We start from the raw sequence: 16,481 nt of genomic DNA, 5'->3' as shown, positions 1-16,481 counted from the left end.
ATATTATTTATTCTTTGCTTTAATGGGCAGACTTAAGCTAACACCACTACGGTAAATGCGGTGTTTTTTAAAGCCTTGGGGTGTAACATCTACTAACTTTCCTTCTGGTGGTGTGAGAAAAACTGAACCTTCACTAAACATTCGTACCATTTTACGCCGGAGTTGATTTTCAGCTATCCAACCACCCCGTTCTTGAATTTCATAGCTAGCGTTATTTAAAAATTCAGTTGTTATGGGTGTATCCCAAAATAAACTCATGAGAGTGTAGTAAGTTCCACCAGAAAAATCTACTATGCTTTGCCAAGCATCTGGTAATTCTAACCATTCAAGTTGAAATCTTCCCGCACCACTTGAACGTTCTCCACCAAGTCCTTCTTCTCCTAATAAATGTAAAGCAGCTTTTAATTGATCTGCTAGTTTCTCGACTTCTGGGGAAAGTTGTATAAGAAAATATAAACCAGACGGATTTTTCTCCCACTTGAATTGAACAAAGCCAGTATGATAAAGGTTTGTAGCTCTGGTAACACGGTCTACTGCAATTTTCGGAATTTGGCCAATTTCAAAGGCTTTTTTGTAATCAAATGTTCCTAATTGGCGTAGATGTCTATTAGATTTACCTTTGGTTTCTGCAATTAGTTCTTCAGTATCATTCTCTGTAAATCCCTCTCCTTGATACCATCTTTGCCATACTTCTAAAGGCAAGTAATTTAGGTTTTTATAGGTTTTAAAAAACTCTAATTCTTCGTTAGGGTAGTTGATAGGAAACTTGAGAGGACGGGGAAGATAGTAAATTGTGTGTTCGTTATCTTGTCGATAGATGAATGTAGAACTTATCCGCAAGGGGGATATTTGTTGCGATCGCTCTTGAGAGGGAAATCTATCCAACAATTCTTCAACTGCATTTTTACCGAATAACCGCGCATAGACGCTTACCCAGGCGCTAAATAAAGCATCAGAACGGACGCGATCGCTTGTTTCTTCAATCCCTATTCCCAATTCCCCAAAGTGAACAGGACTACGCCCAAAATTGAGTTTAACTAATTTCCACACGCTCATGATTCATTCCCCGGTAATAATCGCTGTTCGATGTAATCGCGTAAGCTTCCGAAGTTATCTAAGAGTGCTTGTGTGTTGGCGATAGATTCTAATGATTGTAAACCCGATGTACCAGCAGGCGTGCTGGTAATCTGACGATATTGTGCCAAGCTGCGATAGGAAAACTCGAAGTTTTGAAATCTGACTTTACCATAGCCTCTAGAACCGTGTCCGCCGAGAGCATCATCTTCTAGAATGGCCAGTGCGATCGCAATATTTTGCAAATCTTCAACGGCTTGCTCGGCATCTTCTACGGTATAAACTAATTCAAACTGGAATTTTGACCCAGCTGGTACACGCTCTAATTGTCTAGGGTTCGCCGCCGCCGTCACGCGATCAATACCGTTTTCAAATTTCCACTCGGTCATGTATAAACCGGTGTCAACTTGCTTGAGTTTTGCTGCTGAATCTGGTAGCAAATGACTATCTCGAATAATCAGGCGAGCAGGTGCATTACGTCCACGATTAATTCTGACGCAGTTCTGACCTTGGATTGTCTGAGTAGGACTATTATTTTCCCATAATCCTTCTTCCCTAGCAGCCTCAATTGGCATCCAAAATTTTGATCCGCCAGTAGAACCAAACAATCGGCTAATTTGACAGGTACTAGCGCCTTCATAGGCAATAAATCGTCCTTCTTCAACTTCGGTAAATCCATTTACCAAATCATCACTTTCATAGCGCCGAGTATCGCTTCCTCCTTTGCGATTTAGAGGTTTATTTAATAACCTTTCTAAAGTGGAGCGTAGTTTGCCTTTAATAGATGAACCAGGCAAGTAAGGATACTTTGTTAGAGGGTCACGAATAACAGGTTTATCCAGTCCACCGATATCCAGATTTTCACCACCACCGCCAATGTGCAATCCAGTTTCGACGGAAAGTTGACTGGTTAGGGACAATTTACCAAGTAGGGGTTTTTGTGCGTATGATGCTGGCATGATTATTTTCCACCTTCAGCTTTGTGATAAGCAATAATTGATTCGAGTAATTGAACTAGACGCTCAAAATCTTCTTTGCTGTGAACTTTATCAATAGCTGCTGACATGACCTCACCTAATGGTTTTGCTGCTCTCTGTCTAGCTGCGGCGTATGCCAATTTGGGTTTAAGCAGAACTATTTCTGTTTCAATTTTGCTAAATTCGCCTGTTTCAGTTAAATCGGCTTTTAAGCGATTTACAGCATCTAAGAATTTACGAACTTGGTTAGTTTCTAATCTTTGCTGCTTAAGATAAGGGCCAAATTCTTCAGCGTGTTTCACTAAGTCTCGGATGGGATATTTTTGTAATCCTTCTGTTAAGCCATTAATAGTTTTAACAATTTGTTCGACAATATTCTGCGTTTTACTCGTATTTACTTGAGGAATTACTTGTCTGGAGTTTACAGGTGGGGAAGATGGTTTAGGTTTAATTGGTTCTGGCATATAATTTATCAACGGTTTAAGAGTTCAATCCAAGTTGCGATCGCCCGAAAATAAGGTGCATTATATGGACTTTTTAGAGAAGTTCTAAAATCACTATCATCTAGTACATTTTTAGGTAATCTTGCTAGGGTGTAAGCAATTTTTGGTAGATGTAAATAGTAACGAGTACCTAAAGCCTCTTTTGATTGTTTATCTTCTTCAAACTTTTTCAAAGCCTCCTCTTGAATTTGTGCAGTTATGAGCAGGTTACGCACAAAATTACGGGAATAATTAACCCCAATATTTTGCTGTTCTAATCTCTTGACAAATGGTAAAATTCCCAACAAATTTGGCTTGTTTTCTGGATGCAGATATTGTTTTATTTCAGAATCAATTATGTCAATATCTTCTATCCCTAGCCATTCATCCCATTTAAATACCTGACCAAATAAGCCTAAACTATCTCTACCATTTCCTTTTGCTGCATCTTCAGCATCGCCTGATAGATGTGCTGCTTGGTAAAGAGGTGATTTAGCATTATCAATACTAATTCCTGCTGATAGCGTAATATCTGGATTATTTCCCGTGTAAGCGCGGAAGCATTGGTAAACATCAAAAGCAAATTCTACAATTTCATTCCATGCACCACTGACAAATAAATCATCGCCACCTGCATAAATAAATAGTAAATTTTTTCTCTCCCCTGCTGTTAAATATTTTGCATTATTTAAAACTCCCAGATTGTTATTTTGACAATGGTCTATGAAATCCTCCTGGCGTTTTTTTGCCAAACTGTTGAGATATACCTTGAAAAAATAACTCATTTGGCGAGAAAGTCCAGCTAGTCTAGGTAAAGTTTGCTTTCCTCCTAAACCTTTAGCAAATATTTGTCCTAGTCGGTCTACATCCATTCGTAAATAGCCTACTCGGTTAATCCCTTCGGCCTCTTGTGCCATTTCACCAGCACGTATAAAGCCTATTATTTCTTCTACCTCCTCTGATTCTTCTTGACTCTGCTGACCATAGTTACCTAATAACAAAGGATAAGCATTTCGGAAATGCTTAAATTGATAATGTTCTAAATTCCAATCATTTACTAATAAAGCAGTGTCAGAGTCAGGAACTATTTGTTTCCAATTTTGGAAAAGATGATAGTAAATTTTGGTTCCTGAAATTTCAAATGAGAGTGTATCCAGCTTGTCTTTTATATCTTCTCTTGGGGAACGTACAATTACTTTTATTCCAAACATTCGACTCCCTAAACGAAACATTCTGCAACAAGTTCCACAAGCTAGAGCCGAATTTGGCTCATTAGGATTAAGCGGTTTTAAAGTTTCTACATCATCTCTATGGCAGACACCACAAGGTTCATGACTATCACGTGGTTCGGTAAAGTTACTAATCTGGTTAGCAAATTTACGAGATTTATATGCAGCTAGCTGATTTGTTGCATCTGACCAATGAGCGGAAAATTGTGCAGTTCCAATATCCGCGATAGAAAACTTTAAGCAATCAAGTGCAAGAAATACTTTGCCTTCAAATTCATTTAAAAGCCATTTATTAAACTCATCACGTAATTGCTCTACAGTCTTTTTAGTATTTTCTGTTCCATCTGCCAAAATATATAAGTTTCCACCGCCAGCATAAATTATATTAGTACGTGGAAGTTTTAATCTTGTCAGCAATTGCTGCACTACTTCTTCTGTAACTAACTCTAAATAAAAGCTTCTTGCTCTTAGCGATTTGAGCGCACCATCAGATGAAATGGTATAAATGAATTTTTGAATCCCCGATAAGTCACCTGCGATTAAATTTAATTCTGTTGTATTGAGATTGTTAGCAATAACAGCAGCAACAGCAGCAGTAGTTTTAGCTATATCCACTAGAGCAACATCAGACTCACCCAAGCTCAGAAAGGAGCCGAATTTTTCTAGAATTAAAGTGAGTAAAGAGAGGTTTTGCCAGTCATCATTATTGAAATCTTCTATCGCTGATTTAATTTCTGTTTTCAGTTTACGGAAATCAGTTGCCGCTTCCAATTGAGGATAGGGAATAGTGGGATCACTATTTTCAATAGCTTTTGGTTGCCAATAATATTGTTTATCTTGACCTTTATCTAATTTTACATAGTCAAATAACAAACGTAGAGCCTTGAGTTCGTGCTGATCATTCCAAGACAAGATTTGCTTGGCTTTCGTAACAATATTATCATCAGTTAAGTGAGGATACTTATTAGCTAACTGTGGATCAGCCCACTTTGCCAACAAGGTAACGGCTTGTTGGGCAATTTGCAAAGCAGCATTGAAGGTCGCTGAGATTTGTATCATGAAATATCTGTATTAAATTGCTGGTGAAGTTCTAGCGATCGCGTTTGTTTTTCTTTCCTCTGTGTAATTATATTGTGTGCTGGAAGTAGGGTCTTCCAAGGAACCTGCGCTACTTTAGCATAGTTAGGAAAGTAAACTTGATACACAATAGATTAGGCTATAAATCTATCATCTGTAACAATCCTTGGTTACAACAGAGCAATAAATTAACCCTGTTGTAACATATACAAACTAATAGCAATTGCTACTATCTATCGAATCCTTTCAACTTGGTTATATTTGGGTGAAACTTCCAAGTCTAGTTTTACTTTTATACCTTCTGAACCTTGGCTAATTAGCATTGCTATGACTATCAAACCAAGAGTACCAATAAAAAATAATGGGAGTTGACTTGTAAGCTGTTGCTCAAGAAATTTTAGAAATACTGACAAGTATTGCAATCCGGCATTACTTGTATTTGTTTCTAGGTTATTTCGACTGTTTTTTAATTCTGGTAACTGCCTATCTGTTGTTATTCTGGTGACTGGAGTAACTTTTGCTGTAGGTACGGAGGAATTTTGCAGAGATGCCGAACTTTCATTTTGAAGTGGCGTTGACTCCATACTATCGGCAGACTCAATCTTTGTAGAGTTACTATTCGAGCTAACGGGAAGTGTAGCGTTTGTAGGTTGTATCCCGTAGTTGCTATCAATTGAGTGTTCTTTGGATACAGTCAAATTTGTGTAGACAGAATGCTTTTCTGACATACGACTCCTTAATATTTGAAAAATCATAATTTCTTTAAGAACAACTGAAAATTCGAGTAATAGTCCTAAAAGAACTACTGATATTTAAGTAATGACTAGAATTAATTTCTACTCGGACATATTTTTGTTGTAGCACGGTATTGTAAAATTTAGCGTAGCACAGTGTAATTTCAACTAACAGCGTAGTATAAAATAAACATTTGTATGAATTATTCTATGTATTAATTAGCATAACACCTTGACTTTTTCAAGCAAATATTCATATACTGCTTGAAAGAATATTCAGCAATTCAAAAATTCATATTTCCGTAGCAAAATTTTTGAATACGCCCCGAAAGGGGATTAAAGTATGCAATCCTTGAAGAAACACTGAATATTTGAGTATTCCATTACCTACTTCCCCGTAAGGGGACTCAAAACTTTATAAGTTACTGTATCGGCTAAAAAATCTATAACCAATCTTTACTACCGAATGGGGAAACCCGCAAAGAGCAACTTTGATTGGTGAGTGATGCATATTAAACTTTAATCAACTAAGTCACCCAGGCTATATGCTGGGTTATGAGTAATGCAGACAACGTACTTGCCTAACTTGGGGTCAAAAAATGCGATCGCACCGTAAAGATGCGCTACCTTATGTGCTATTACAAAGGCTACAGGCACAGAAACCGGCCCATTAATCTTGAGTAATACTCCCCCTACTAGCTCTCCTGTTTTGCTCATTTCATCCAGACGTGCTGCCGCATCTTTGACAATTTGGTTGTTTTGTGCGGCGTCAGCAAATCCGATTTTTAACACCTCACCTTCAAAGGCGATTTTGTAAGTAGTCATTTTTTTAACACCTCTACAAATGCCTTTATCATACAGGTGATTGGAAGGGGGGTCTTCCAAGCTGTACAGTCTCTTTAATTATCCATTAGTAATTATTCGGTCAGCATCCTCATAATCCATCTGCACTACACAATTTCTTCCTTGTGCTTTTGCCTGGTAGAGTCCCTGATCAGCAGCAGCGATTAGGGTTGCAGGAGATAATTGGCTATGAGGAGTGATGGTTGCCACACCAAGACTTAGGGTGATGAATTCACTGACCAATGAATGGGGATGAGGCATTTGTAATGCACTAACATTGGTCTGAATATCTCTTGCAACTGCAATAGCCCTTTCGATACCTGTATTCGGCAAAATGACTGCAAACTCTTCTCCACCATAACGAGCAACTAAATCTGCGGGGTGTTTAACTGTCTGAGAAATTGCCTTGGCAACCTGTCTGAGTGCATCATCTCCTGCTAAATGTCCATTTGTATCGTTGTAAAGCTTAAAGTAATCGACATCACACAAAATCAAAGATAATGAGCCTTGCTCTCGTGCCAACCATTGCCAGTGTGCATTGAACGTGTCATCAAAACAGCGCCGATTTGCCACTTGAGTTAGACCATCCGAACAGGCAAGGCGCTGTAATTCCTGGTTTGCTTGTTGTAATTGGTGATAAAGTTCTGATTGCTGAATAGCGATCGCAGCTTGACCCGCTAACTGGTTAAACAAGTTAATCTCCGATTGCTGCCATTGTCTGCTGCTACGGCATTGGTGAGCAATCAATAATCCCCACAAACGCTCTTGCTGTAAAATGGGCACAACCAGGTTAGCCCGGATTTGCAGACTTCGCAGGAGGTCAATATGACACGGCGATAGTCCCGCAGTTTCAATATCTGCGATCGCTCTGGTGTTACCTTGTTGATAGTAAGCTGCACGGGTAGATTTAAAGCACGTGTCCATGACATGAAATCCCAGAATGGACATACACTCTTCTGCTAAGGATTCTACAGCGACCAAACCACTCCAGTCTTCCTGAAACTGATAGATCAATACTCTATCTACCTTAAATAGTTGTCGCACTTCGGCTGCTGTGGTTTGCAAAATCTCGTTTAACTCTAATGATTGTCGAATTCGCTGCGTCACAGCCGCAACAATTCGCTCGGACTCACTTTGGTGCTGAACCTGCTCAACCACCTGACAATTTGTCGATGCTACAGTTAAGGCGATGGGATCAAAGCGAGGGGTTGTAGTAATAGGCACTGCACTGGGTTGAGCAATCAAATAGCCTTGAGCAAAATTTGCACCTCGTTCTCGCAGCCAGTTCAGTTCCTCAATGCATTCAATTCCTTCAGCAACAGTTTGGATATTTAACTTTTGAGTAATCTCTAGAAGCTTCTCGGTAATTGAGGCTTTGTAAAGGTCTTGATGCACATCTCGAATTAACTCTATGTCCAGCTTGATAAAGTCTGGACGTAACTGATGTAGCAAGTTTAGGCTGGAATAGCCAGAACCCAGGTCATCAAGGGCGACTAAAAACCCAGCATCCCGGTAGTATTGGAGCAATGCCTTGAGATGGTCTAAATCTTGAGAATTGTCTGATTCCACGACTTCAAAAACAACCCGCTCGTGGGAAATGCCAGCAGCATCAATTGCCTCTACCGTACTACGTAGGCAAAAAACTGGGTCATAAAGTGACGTTGGTGCAAAATTTATGAAAATATGCCCACTCACTTGATAGCGGCTGAATTGAGTAATTGTGCTGAGGCGAGCAACTTGGTCGAGTTGTGGTAAAATTCCGGCTTCGGTGGCTAACTCCAGAATCGGTGCCGGTAGGACTAAATTGCCTTCTTCGTCCAGCCCCCGCAAGAGCGATTCATATCCAAAAATCTGCGATGTATCGTTAATTGAAACAATTGGTTGAAAGTAACTGGTGAATCGTTCTGTTGCTAGCATTTCAACTAGCCAGTCGGATTGATTGAACTTAATGAAGCGTTGTAATGAGGCTATGTCACTAAAATCGTGGAGTTGAGGTTGGATAGTGCCTTGAATGAAAAGAACTTGCGTCTCTTTTAATTCTCTCGGTGCAAGTAGTTTGGCCAGGTTACGGGCAATTTCTAGAGACTGTCCGGATCTACAGTTCAAACTCAAACCTGGCCGCTCGTCCATCAGTTCATACTCAAGGGCAAACTTTTGTAGGTAGTCGGTAACTTTTTTCAGGGTATGTGGAACGGGAAACCAGAGAAAGAGCCTACCTGCCTCCTTAGTCCGGCAACGTGCAACATTGCGACAAGCACAGGTTTGGGAGATAGGACATATTTGGCTCATAGCTAACTAATTTGTTCAATCCGATTTATTCTATTATTCCCGCTATTTTTACTGTAAAAGATAAACTACACTTCAAATACATGAAGATTTGATGAGTTAAGTAAACTGAATAATTTAACGGAGTAGGTGACCAGGGGAAACGCATCTAATTTATTTTGACAAAATGTAACTTATATGAATGCAGAAAAAGGGAAGTATTGTTATGTTGATATCAATGCAATAGATGTATGCTAAATCTATTTATTTTCTTCAGATTTTATGATGAAAGCTTAGATTTTTATGTCTAAAAAACTCAACATTAGTATATAGAAACTAACAACATGGATTCATTCTATAAAATAAATAATTACTAAGGTAATTATTCTATGCAGGCTCACATTGATTTGGTATTAGATGAACAATTTAAATTAAAAAACAAAATCATAAATCAGTCAAATAAGCAATAACTTTTAGTTGAATTTATTCAGAGTAAATATATATTTCTGAAGAAGGAATCCATCTCAACACAGTTCGGTTAAGGTTTTTTGATGAAAATTTTAGATCACAAAGAATACGATAAATCATCATAACTCTGTGATAAATCGCCGTCAAGACGAAAGACTGATTATTGTAGAGACGGCGATTCATCGCGTCTCTTGCCTTAACCGAACAGTATTGAAATCTAGCTCAAAGTTTTTAAATTCCCAATCCCTTCTTATACGAACAAAAAGAAAGCAATTAAAATCGCGCTGAGAACAATAGCAAACCCAATAGCATATTCAACTCTGCGACTAAAAAATCCCACAGCGGCAATCAAGGCGATCGCTAGTCCGATAATGCCAACATACTGCTCTTTTTGTAAACTGCGGGCAATTAGTGGATCTGTACTTGGCAAGGGGGTTTCTTGAATGGTTTTTGGGGAGATATCTGATGCTGGTATTTCTTGCACGAATAAATTCATAAAATTACTCCTGTATACATCTGCATTTACGGGGTTTATCAGAAAAATGGGTTTAAAACCCCGTGCTTCCAGTACGGCTTTAAAGTAATGATTCTGGAGTAATGAGTGAATGAAAAATGGGTATTTACTCATTACTTATTACTTATTACTCATTACTCCAGAATCACTATGCGTTCACGGCGGTGAGGATGTCAAGCAAAGCAGCTGAACACTCAGCCATTCCCACTCCTGCCAATCAGAGTTGCAATTGCCTTGACTAACTCCTCTGGTTCGACAGGTTTGGATAGATGCTTTTTAAACCCTGATTCGAGTGCTTGTTGCTGGTTGATTTCTCCTGCATAAGCAGTTAAAGCGATCGCTGGAATCTGTTTGGCTTGTTTGGACTGCAATGCCTTAACTTGGCGCATCAGCATATAACCATCTGTCTCTGGCATCCCAATATCACTGAGCAGAAAATCTGGTTCTGACTCTGCCAATACTTGCAGTGCTTCTTTTGCTGATGCCACAGCAGTTACCTTTGCTCCAGCCTGTTCTAGCAGAAATGTGTGGAAGTCACGGGTATCATCATCGTCATCCACAACTAAGATTTGGATACCTGCAAGGATTTCAATCACCGGAGAAGGATTTAATGCAGCAATCTTTATATCTTGTTTTGGGGTTAAATCCTTTTTAATTAGCGGTAGTCTGGCCCTGAAAATAGCTCCTTGCCCTTCACCTAAACTTTCTGCCCAAATCGTGCCGCCATGTAGTTCTATTAAATGACGGACAATTGCTAACCCTAACCCCAAGCCACCAAATTTTCGGGTTGTCGTGCCATCAGCCTGACGAAAATATTCAAATACATAAGGGAGAAATTCAGGGGTGATTCCCTTACCTGTGTCGCTGACAGTAATCTGGGCTTGAGCGTCAACACGCTCCAGTTTAATATCAATTTTTCCTCCTTCAGGAGTGAATTTAACAGCATTCGATAACAGATTCCAGACAATTTGTTGTAAACGACCGGAATCACCCAAAACTTCCCCAAAAGAAGCATCCAGTATCGTTTTAATTTGAATGTTTTTCGCTTCTGCTGCTAATCGCACTGTCTCCAATGCTCCCTCAATGACAAGCACTAAGTTAACGGGAAACATATTGAGGTTGAGCTTGCCTTGTAAGATCCGAGAGACATCGAGTAAATCTTCAATTAGTTGAGCTTGTAATTTAGCATTTCGCTCGATGGTTGCGATCGCTTTCTTCAATCCGGCGGCGTCAAACTCACGAGTCTGTAAGAGTCTCGCCCAGCCAAGAATAGGATTAAGAGGCGATCGCAATTCATGGGAAAGCACCGCCAAAAATTCATCTTTAATCCGGTTGGCTCTTTCGGCTTCAGTTCTGGCAGCTTGCTCAAGTTCCAGGAGGCGATCGCGTTCGGCTTCTGCAACTTTGCGTTCGGTAATGTCAATCACTGAGCCGATGTAACCTTTAAACTGACCGTCCACACCAAACCAGGGATTAGCCGCGTCGATGCAAAAGCGATATTCGCCGTCTTTGCGCCGCAAGCGGTACTCCAAACGGAAAGCCGAATAACTGCTACTAGCTTCCAGAAAAACATTCCTGGTGTTATTGTAATCCTCTGGATGCACAGCATTTAGCCAGCCAAATCCCAGACCTGTTTCCTCGCTCTGACCTGTAAAGTCATACCAGCTTTGACTGAGGTAGGTGCAGTGGCTATCGGTATCTGTTACCCAAACCATAAAGGGGGCATTGTCAGCCATGTTACGGAATTTTTCTTCGCTTTCCCGAAGGGCTTTCTCTGCTTGTTTGCGATCGCTAATGTCTGTAACAAAAATGCTTACTCCTTCTGCAAAGGGGTAGACGCGATTCTCCAACCAGCGCTGCCAAGTAGGATAAAAGTATTCAAACTGAACAACAGTTTGTTGTGCGTAGGCGTAGCCCGTCGTAGACATCGCCCGCTGAACCTGAGTATAAAACTCGCTGTTGACCATATCTGGAAAAACTTCCCAAATTATCCTACCTAGCAACTCTTCCTTTGAAAAGCCAACAATTTCTGTTACCTGGTCATTAACAAAGGTATAACGCCAGTCTCGATCTAACACAAAAAATTGGTCTTGGATGCCAGCTATAACAGTCTCTAAGTGTGCTTTTGCCACCTCAGCTTCAATTCGCAGTTCTTGCTCACGTTCCATTGCCTCTTGGCGGAGACGAGCCATTTTTAAGGCTGCCTCTACCCGCGCCAACAATTCACGGGCAGAGAACGGTTTAATCAGATAATCATCGGCTCCTGCTTCTAAGCCTTCTACCCGTGCCTCTTCCCCCGCCCGTGCTGACAACAGGATGATTGGAATTTTTTGCATCTGCGGATCAGATCGTAATTCTTGCAGCAGTCCAAAGCCATCTAATCCAGGCATCATCACATCTGTCAGTACTAAGTCTGGGACACGCCCACGAACAGAATTCAAAGCAGTTAAACCATCCGATACTGATTCCACCTCATAGTGCTGACTTAATAGCCGCTTGACATAATCACGCATATCTGCATTGTCATCAGCCAGAAGAATTCGAGGGGAGGAAGGTGACAGGTTATAGGTGACAGGACACAGGTAAGATCCCTCCCTATTCCCTGTTCCCTGTTCCCTATTCCCTTCTTCCGGCCGCCAACGCAGGGCTTCTTCTAAATAGGGTTTTGCACCTAATGCGGTTGAAGCTAAAGTTCGAGGAGCGCTAATTCGGTCAGGAGGCAAATGAGCATACCCCGTTGGAATTGACACCGTAAAGCAACTGCCTGCTCCTAGAAGACTGGTAACATAGACTGTTCCACCATGCATTTGCACCAATTCCTGTACCAGTGACAATCCAATTCCTGACCCTTCAAAAGTTCGTCCTTGCGCCCCTTTGACGCGGTGGAATCGTTTAAAAAGGTGGGGAATTTCTTCTACGGGGATACCGATGCCTGTATCTTGGACTGCAAACTCAATATGGTCATTTGCCCACTGCAAGCTGACCGCGATTTTTCCAGCCATCGTGAACTTGAATGCATTTGAGAGCAGGTTCAGAACAATCTTTTCCCACATCTCCCGATCTACATATACTGGTGCTGGCAGGGAAGGACAGTTGACTGATAATTGCATCCCTGCGCGTTCTACTGCTGAACGAAATACACTAGCTAGTTCTGCGGTGAAAGTGGCAAGATCGGTGGGTTCATAAGAGGCTTGAACTCTTCCGGCTTCAATGCGCGAGAAATCTAGCAGGCTGTTGACCAGTTTTAACAGGCGGATTCCATTACGTTGCACCATTTCTAACTGCTCTCGTTCTTTGGCTGGAAGCAGAGTGGCACAATTGGCTAAGGTTTCTTCAAGTGGCCCCAACATCAGGGTAAGTGGGGTACGGAACTCGTGGCTGACGTTGCTGAAAAAGAGGGTTTTAGCGCGATCAATTTCTGCCAAGGCTTCAGCGCGTTTGCGTTCTTCCTCGTAAGCTTGGGCGTTAGCGATGCTGGCTGCAATTTGAGCCGCAACTAAATCGATGAATCCTTGATAATTGTCGTCGAATAGCCTGAAGGGGTTCAAACCAGCAATCAATATACCAGCTTTTCCCGTTTGACCGGATGGGGAAATTGGTACTGCGATCGCTTGATGGGGCGATCGCTGCCAAACACCACAAGGTAAGCTATTAAAAGACACTTCCAAATCAGCAATCAGGCTTGCCTGATGCGTTCTGATTACTTCCCCAAAGGGCCAAACACAATCAGAATCGAGAGCCACTACTTCGGGGACTGCTACGTGATTCCGATCTATACCACACGTTCCAGCCAGAAAAACTTCCTGCTTATCTGGGTCAACCAGATAAATCATTGCAAAAGGGAGGTCGTAAGGGTTGCTTTCTAGACAACTTGCACTCAGCATACAGGCTTCATCGAATGTCCGCGCGTCTGCCGTCCTCGCCGCTAGTTCGCGCAAAAGTGCCAACTGACGCTCACCGATAATCCGCTGCGTGTCGTCTGTGTTGGCGCAGATAATCCCACCTGTGTCGCCCTGGTCATTAGGAACAGGGCTATATGAAAAAGTGTAATAGGTTTCTTCTGGGTAGCCGTTGCGCTCCATAATTAGCAGCAGCGCTTCGTCGTAAGTGCCCTCATTCTTCAGCATCGCTGATTCGGCTCGAGGCCTAACCTGATCCCATATTTCCCGCCACACGTAGGAAGCTGGCTGTCCTAGCGCTTCTGGATGTTTGCCGCCAATAATAGCTTTGTAAGCGTCATTGTAAAGGTTAATCAGTTCCTCGCCCCACCAGACAAACATCGGTTGACGGGAAGTCAGCATAATCCGCGCGGCAGTCTTCAAACTCTGTGGCCACTGCTGTGTTGGGCCAAGAGAAGTTTTTGACCAATCTCGTTCTCGCATCCGCGCACCCATTTCACCCCCGCCGAGAAGGAAATTTACGTCGGCGTTGCTTGCTGACGTTGATTCGTTTTTCATTGATTCCTCTCGATTGGTCATGCGTTGCTTACAGTAGGGATTGGGGACTAGTACCGCAAGGCGGAATTAAAAATTAAAAATTAAAAATGAAGACAGCGTAAGGGTTTTGTTGATTGGGAATGGGTGGTTTATTTCCGCCGTGCTGTACTAGGAAGATTTAGATGGGTATTCAGATCCCAACCAAATGTTACTCATATTTTCTTGCCCAGTCCCCAGTCCCCAGTACTCAGTTCCCAATCCCCAGCACCCCCTTTATATCATCGATCTTACGGGGCTACTAATTCCCATGCAGAACTCACAAAGCCTACTCCTCTTCTCGGAAGTATGTTTTCTTAAGAATTTGACCACGTTCACCTAACTCATTGAGTAGGCTACTAATTCGCTGTATTGCTAAAGGAGAAGGTGTTACATGTCCATTTTCCCAACGGTTAATTGTTGGGAAAGTCACACCAAACTCGGCAGCAAATTTTTCTTGAGACAGATTGAACTCTTGTCGCAGGGCACGAACTAGTTTGCCAATATTAGGTTGCTTCGCTGCAAGTAGGCTTCTACTTTGAGACATATAGATCAAAATTTATAAAGCACTATACATTTTCAATTTCTACGACAGAGTGTTCTTTTACGTCTATTGCTCCTGAGATAGAAATTTCCATCTCAAGTCAGAGCATCATAATAATCATAAATTTAATTTATCATTTTGAGAAAAAAGACTATTTGATTTTATTTTCAAAGTCGTCTTATCCTGAAATCAGTAAAGGTTTGAACTTTGAGCAAATACAAACTTGGCTGGCGATTAATACAACTAAAGGCTAAGTAATTGACTCCCCAAATCTCTAGTACGATCAAACTTAGGTAAAAAAGAGGTGCAACATGAATTCTGCCAAATTTCCCAAAGAAGTTTTAGTGTATCTACCTTTCAACTTAAAAAAAACAAAGGAGGACAATAGTTAAATGTTAGAGCAGCAGATTGATTGCCCTACCAGACCAAAGACAAGTGCAATGATCATGAAAATTTTCCAAATCACTCTAGTGGTCTTAGTACTTTTAATCAACTTAGCAATTGCTTTCCCCTCTTGGGCAGAAAGTACGTCTTTTTTAACTAGCAATCCTAACTCCTTTGAAGTTGGGCAAAAAGTCATTTGGCTTTATAAACCTCGCACGGATTCTAGCGATGTCCAAAGAATTCCTGCCGAAGTAGTTAAGTTAAGTTCCAAGCAAGTGCAAATTAAGGTGTACAAACACAACAACGAATTTGTCAATCGTTGGGTGAATCCAAACAAACTTGAGAATTCGCAAAAAGTTAAAGAATCTGTACTCTAAAACTTCACCAGATGAAAGTAAATTTACTGCTAGTCATTTTATTTTTTGTAAATCAAAAAAACTGAACCTATCGGCCCAAAGTTTTCTACATAAGTTTTCTGGTTATAATATAATCCTGGAGACATACCCCCATCAAATAAAATCCCTTCTTGAATCTTACCTAAACAGTTATTGCTAGCAATACCTTCTAGAACATTATCAAACATATCTGGGAATAACTCTTGATTAACTTGAGATAATTCAATCTCTGAATTACCTTTCAAGTCATTAACTAATAAGATTACATAGCCTTGATTTGTAATAGCTGCCAAAGAGCGATTAGTTGCATTTTTACAGGCAAATTCTCCCAAGTCTTGACAAATATCTTTAAATTTACCCTGACGATAGAATCTACCATTTCCACCCACTAAATTGTAATTGAGAATATCGCTTTTTCTTCTGCCAGCTTGGATAGTAGCCTGTCGCTGCTGAGGTCTACCTCCTGATATCCCAAAGGAAGAACGTTTATTTTTAAATGCTCCTGAATACTCTACGCCACGAGAAACGTTTAAGCCTTGTGGTTTATTCTCAGTATCTATATAGTCGGCATTAATTGCGGCAATGGGTAGTTGTCCGTTCAATTTGGCATTTTCATCGCCAATGAGTTCACGAAACTGTTTTGGCACATATTCTTTACGCAGTTTTCCCTTCGCATCTTTGGCGTAGAGTTTATGAGATAGACCAACATTAACTTTGAAATCTAATTCTGCTGATTTGGGATTAAAAATAATTACATTGTTAATACCTTTAGGATTTTTTTTACCTTGATTATTGGTTTTAAAAAAATCAATACTGAACTTAGCATCTTTGCCAGGGCAAGTTTTAGATACTTTTGGGGCTGAATTTGCTTCAAGCTCTTGACAACCTGATAATAAACTCGCTGCAATGATCAAGCTAAATACCAAAAATAATTTTTTTGTATACATAATAATGCAAAAAACCGCTACAGAATTACTATAGCGGGGAATAATTTAAAATGTAAGGATTCAGAAGTCAGGAGTC

General features: G+C 40.7%; 13 protein-coding genes. 1 reads left to right on the top strand and 12 read right to left on the bottom strand.

Features of this window, described 5'->3' with window-relative positions:
* Positions 1–3: 3 nt before the first annotated feature.
* The 11 genes from csm4 to RRG12_RS27400 all read right to left on the bottom strand — a co-directional run bounded on the left by csm4 (position 4) and on the right by RRG12_RS27400 (position 14,682).
* The gene (gene csm4, locus RRG12_RS27450; protein ID WP_420761348.1) at positions 4–1,056 is read right to left on the bottom strand and encodes a type III-A CRISPR-associated RAMP protein Csm4; all 1,053 of its coding nucleotides are present in this window, start codon (positions 1,054–1,056) and stop codon (positions 4–6) included.
* Positions 1,053–2,033, bottom strand: coding sequence for a type III-A CRISPR-associated RAMP protein Csm3 (gene csm3, locus RRG12_RS27445; protein ID WP_420761347.1), 981 nt, complete (start codon positions 2,031–2,033; stop codon positions 1,053–1,055). Before csm3 ends, csm4 begins: the two co-directional genes overlap by 4 nt.
* A gap of 2 nt (positions 2,034–2,035) precedes the next feature.
* Positions 2,036–2,515 carry a type III-A CRISPR-associated protein Csm2 gene (gene csm2, locus RRG12_RS27440; protein WP_420761346.1) on the bottom strand — a complete coding sequence of 160 codons (480 nt, stop codon included), beginning with the start codon at positions 2,513–2,515 and terminating at the stop codon, positions 2,036–2,038.
* An 8-nt stretch (positions 2,516–2,523) separates the two neighbouring features.
* Positions 2,524–4,821, bottom strand: coding sequence for a type III-A CRISPR-associated protein Cas10/Csm1 (cas10, locus tag RRG12_RS27435; RefSeq protein WP_420761345.1), 2,298 nt, complete (start codon positions 4,819–4,821; stop codon positions 2,524–2,526).
* Positions 4,818–4,967 (bottom strand): hypothetical protein, encoded by a 150-nt coding sequence (locus RRG12_RS27430; RefSeq protein ID WP_420761344.1) that lies wholly within the window; start codon positions 4,965–4,967, stop codon positions 4,818–4,820. Before RRG12_RS27430 ends, cas10 begins: the two co-directional genes overlap by 4 nt.
* 105 nt (positions 4,968–5,072) lie before the next feature.
* Complete coding sequence (locus RRG12_RS27425; RefSeq protein ID WP_420761343.1) at positions 5,073–5,567, bottom strand: hypothetical protein; 495 nt, start codon at positions 5,565–5,567, stop codon at positions 5,073–5,075.
* A gap of 525 nt (positions 5,568–6,092) precedes the next feature.
* Positions 6,093–6,398: a CRISPR-associated protein Csx3 gene (locus RRG12_RS27420; RefSeq protein WP_420761342.1), complete on the bottom strand. Its 306-nt coding sequence runs from the start codon at positions 6,396–6,398 to the stop codon at positions 6,093–6,095.
* A gap of 78 nt (positions 6,399–6,476) precedes the next feature.
* On the bottom strand, positions 6,477–8,705 hold the full coding sequence (locus tag RRG12_RS27415) for an EAL domain-containing protein (RefSeq protein ID WP_420761341.1): 2,229 nt from the start codon (positions 8,703–8,705) through the stop codon (positions 6,477–6,479).
* A 694-nt stretch (positions 8,706–9,399) separates the two neighbouring features.
* On the bottom strand, positions 9,400–9,645 hold the full coding sequence (locus RRG12_RS27410; RefSeq protein WP_069071687.1) for a hypothetical protein: 246 nt from the start codon (positions 9,643–9,645) through the stop codon (positions 9,400–9,402).
* A gap of 212 nt (positions 9,646–9,857) precedes the next feature.
* Positions 9,858–14,120: an ATP-binding protein gene (locus tag RRG12_RS27405; RefSeq protein WP_420761340.1), complete on the bottom strand. Its 4,263-nt coding sequence runs from the start codon at positions 14,118–14,120 to the stop codon at positions 9,858–9,860.
* Positions 14,121–14,424: 304 nt separating this feature from the next.
* Positions 14,425–14,682, bottom strand: a complete 258-nt coding sequence (locus RRG12_RS27400; protein WP_420761339.1) for a helix-turn-helix domain-containing protein — start codon at positions 14,680–14,682, stop codon at positions 14,425–14,427.
* A 389-nt stretch (positions 14,683–15,071) separates the two neighbouring features.
* Between RRG12_RS27400 and RRG12_RS27395 the strand changes: the two genes are divergently transcribed.
* Positions 15,072–15,440: a hypothetical protein gene (locus tag RRG12_RS27395; RefSeq protein WP_420761338.1), complete on the top strand. Its 369-nt coding sequence runs from the start codon at positions 15,072–15,074 to the stop codon at positions 15,438–15,440.
* A gap of 38 nt (positions 15,441–15,478) precedes the next feature.
* Here RRG12_RS27395 and RRG12_RS27390 read toward each other — a convergent pair whose 3' ends face one another.
* Entirely contained in the window at positions 15,479–16,405 is a 927-nt protein-coding gene (locus RRG12_RS27390) for a phosphodiester glycosidase family protein (RefSeq protein WP_420761337.1), read from the bottom strand.
* Between the last annotated feature and the right edge of the window lie 76 nt (positions 16,406–16,481).

It is taken from the genome of Nostoc sp. CALU 546 (assembly GCF_048836525.1).
The sequence above is the reverse complement of the archived record's forward strand: the minus strand, read 5'-3'. Positions and strand labels throughout refer to the sequence as shown.

What these genes read in the sequence shown, in the direction of transcription:
- RRG12_RS27415 (WP_420761341.1), bottom strand. Translation starts at nt 8,705, where the DNA reads ATGAGCCAAATATGTCCTATCTCCCAAACCTGTGCTTGTCGCAATGTT.
- RRG12_RS27400 (WP_420761339.1), bottom strand. Translation starts at nt 14,682, where the DNA reads ATGTCTCAAAGTAGAAGCCTACTTGCAGCGAAGCAACCTAATATTGGC.
- RRG12_RS27405 (WP_420761340.1), bottom strand. Translation starts at nt 14,120, where the DNA reads ATGAAAAACGAATCAACGTCAGCAAGCAACGCCGACGTAAATTTCCTT.
- RRG12_RS27395 (WP_420761338.1), top strand. Translation starts at nt 15,072, where the DNA reads ATGTTAGAGCAGCAGATTGATTGCCCTACCAGACCAAAGACAAGTGCA.
- cas10 (WP_420761345.1), bottom strand. Translation starts at nt 4,821, where the DNA reads ATGATACAAATCTCAGCGACCTTCAATGCTGCTTTGCAAATTGCCCAA.
- RRG12_RS27420 (WP_420761342.1), bottom strand. Translation starts at nt 6,398, where the DNA reads ATGACTACTTACAAAATCGCCTTTGAAGGTGAGGTGTTAAAAATCGGA.
- RRG12_RS27410 (WP_069071687.1), bottom strand. Translation starts at nt 9,645, where the DNA reads ATGAATTTATTCGTGCAAGAAATACCAGCATCAGATATCTCCCCAAAA.
- RRG12_RS27425 (WP_420761343.1), bottom strand. Translation starts at nt 5,567, where the DNA reads ATGTCAGAAAAGCATTCTGTCTACACAAATTTGACTGTATCCAAAGAA.
- RRG12_RS27390 (WP_420761337.1), bottom strand. Translation starts at nt 16,405, where the DNA reads ATGTATACAAAAAAATTATTTTTGGTATTTAGCTTGATCATTGCAGCG.
- csm2 (WP_420761346.1), bottom strand. Translation starts at nt 2,515, where the DNA reads ATGCCAGAACCAATTAAACCTAAACCATCTTCCCCACCTGTAAACTCC.
- csm3 (WP_420761347.1), bottom strand. Translation starts at nt 2,033, where the DNA reads ATGCCAGCATCATACGCACAAAAACCCCTACTTGGTAAATTGTCCCTA.
- csm4 (WP_420761348.1), bottom strand. Translation starts at nt 1,056, where the DNA reads ATGAGCGTGTGGAAATTAGTTAAACTCAATTTTGGGCGTAGTCCTGTT.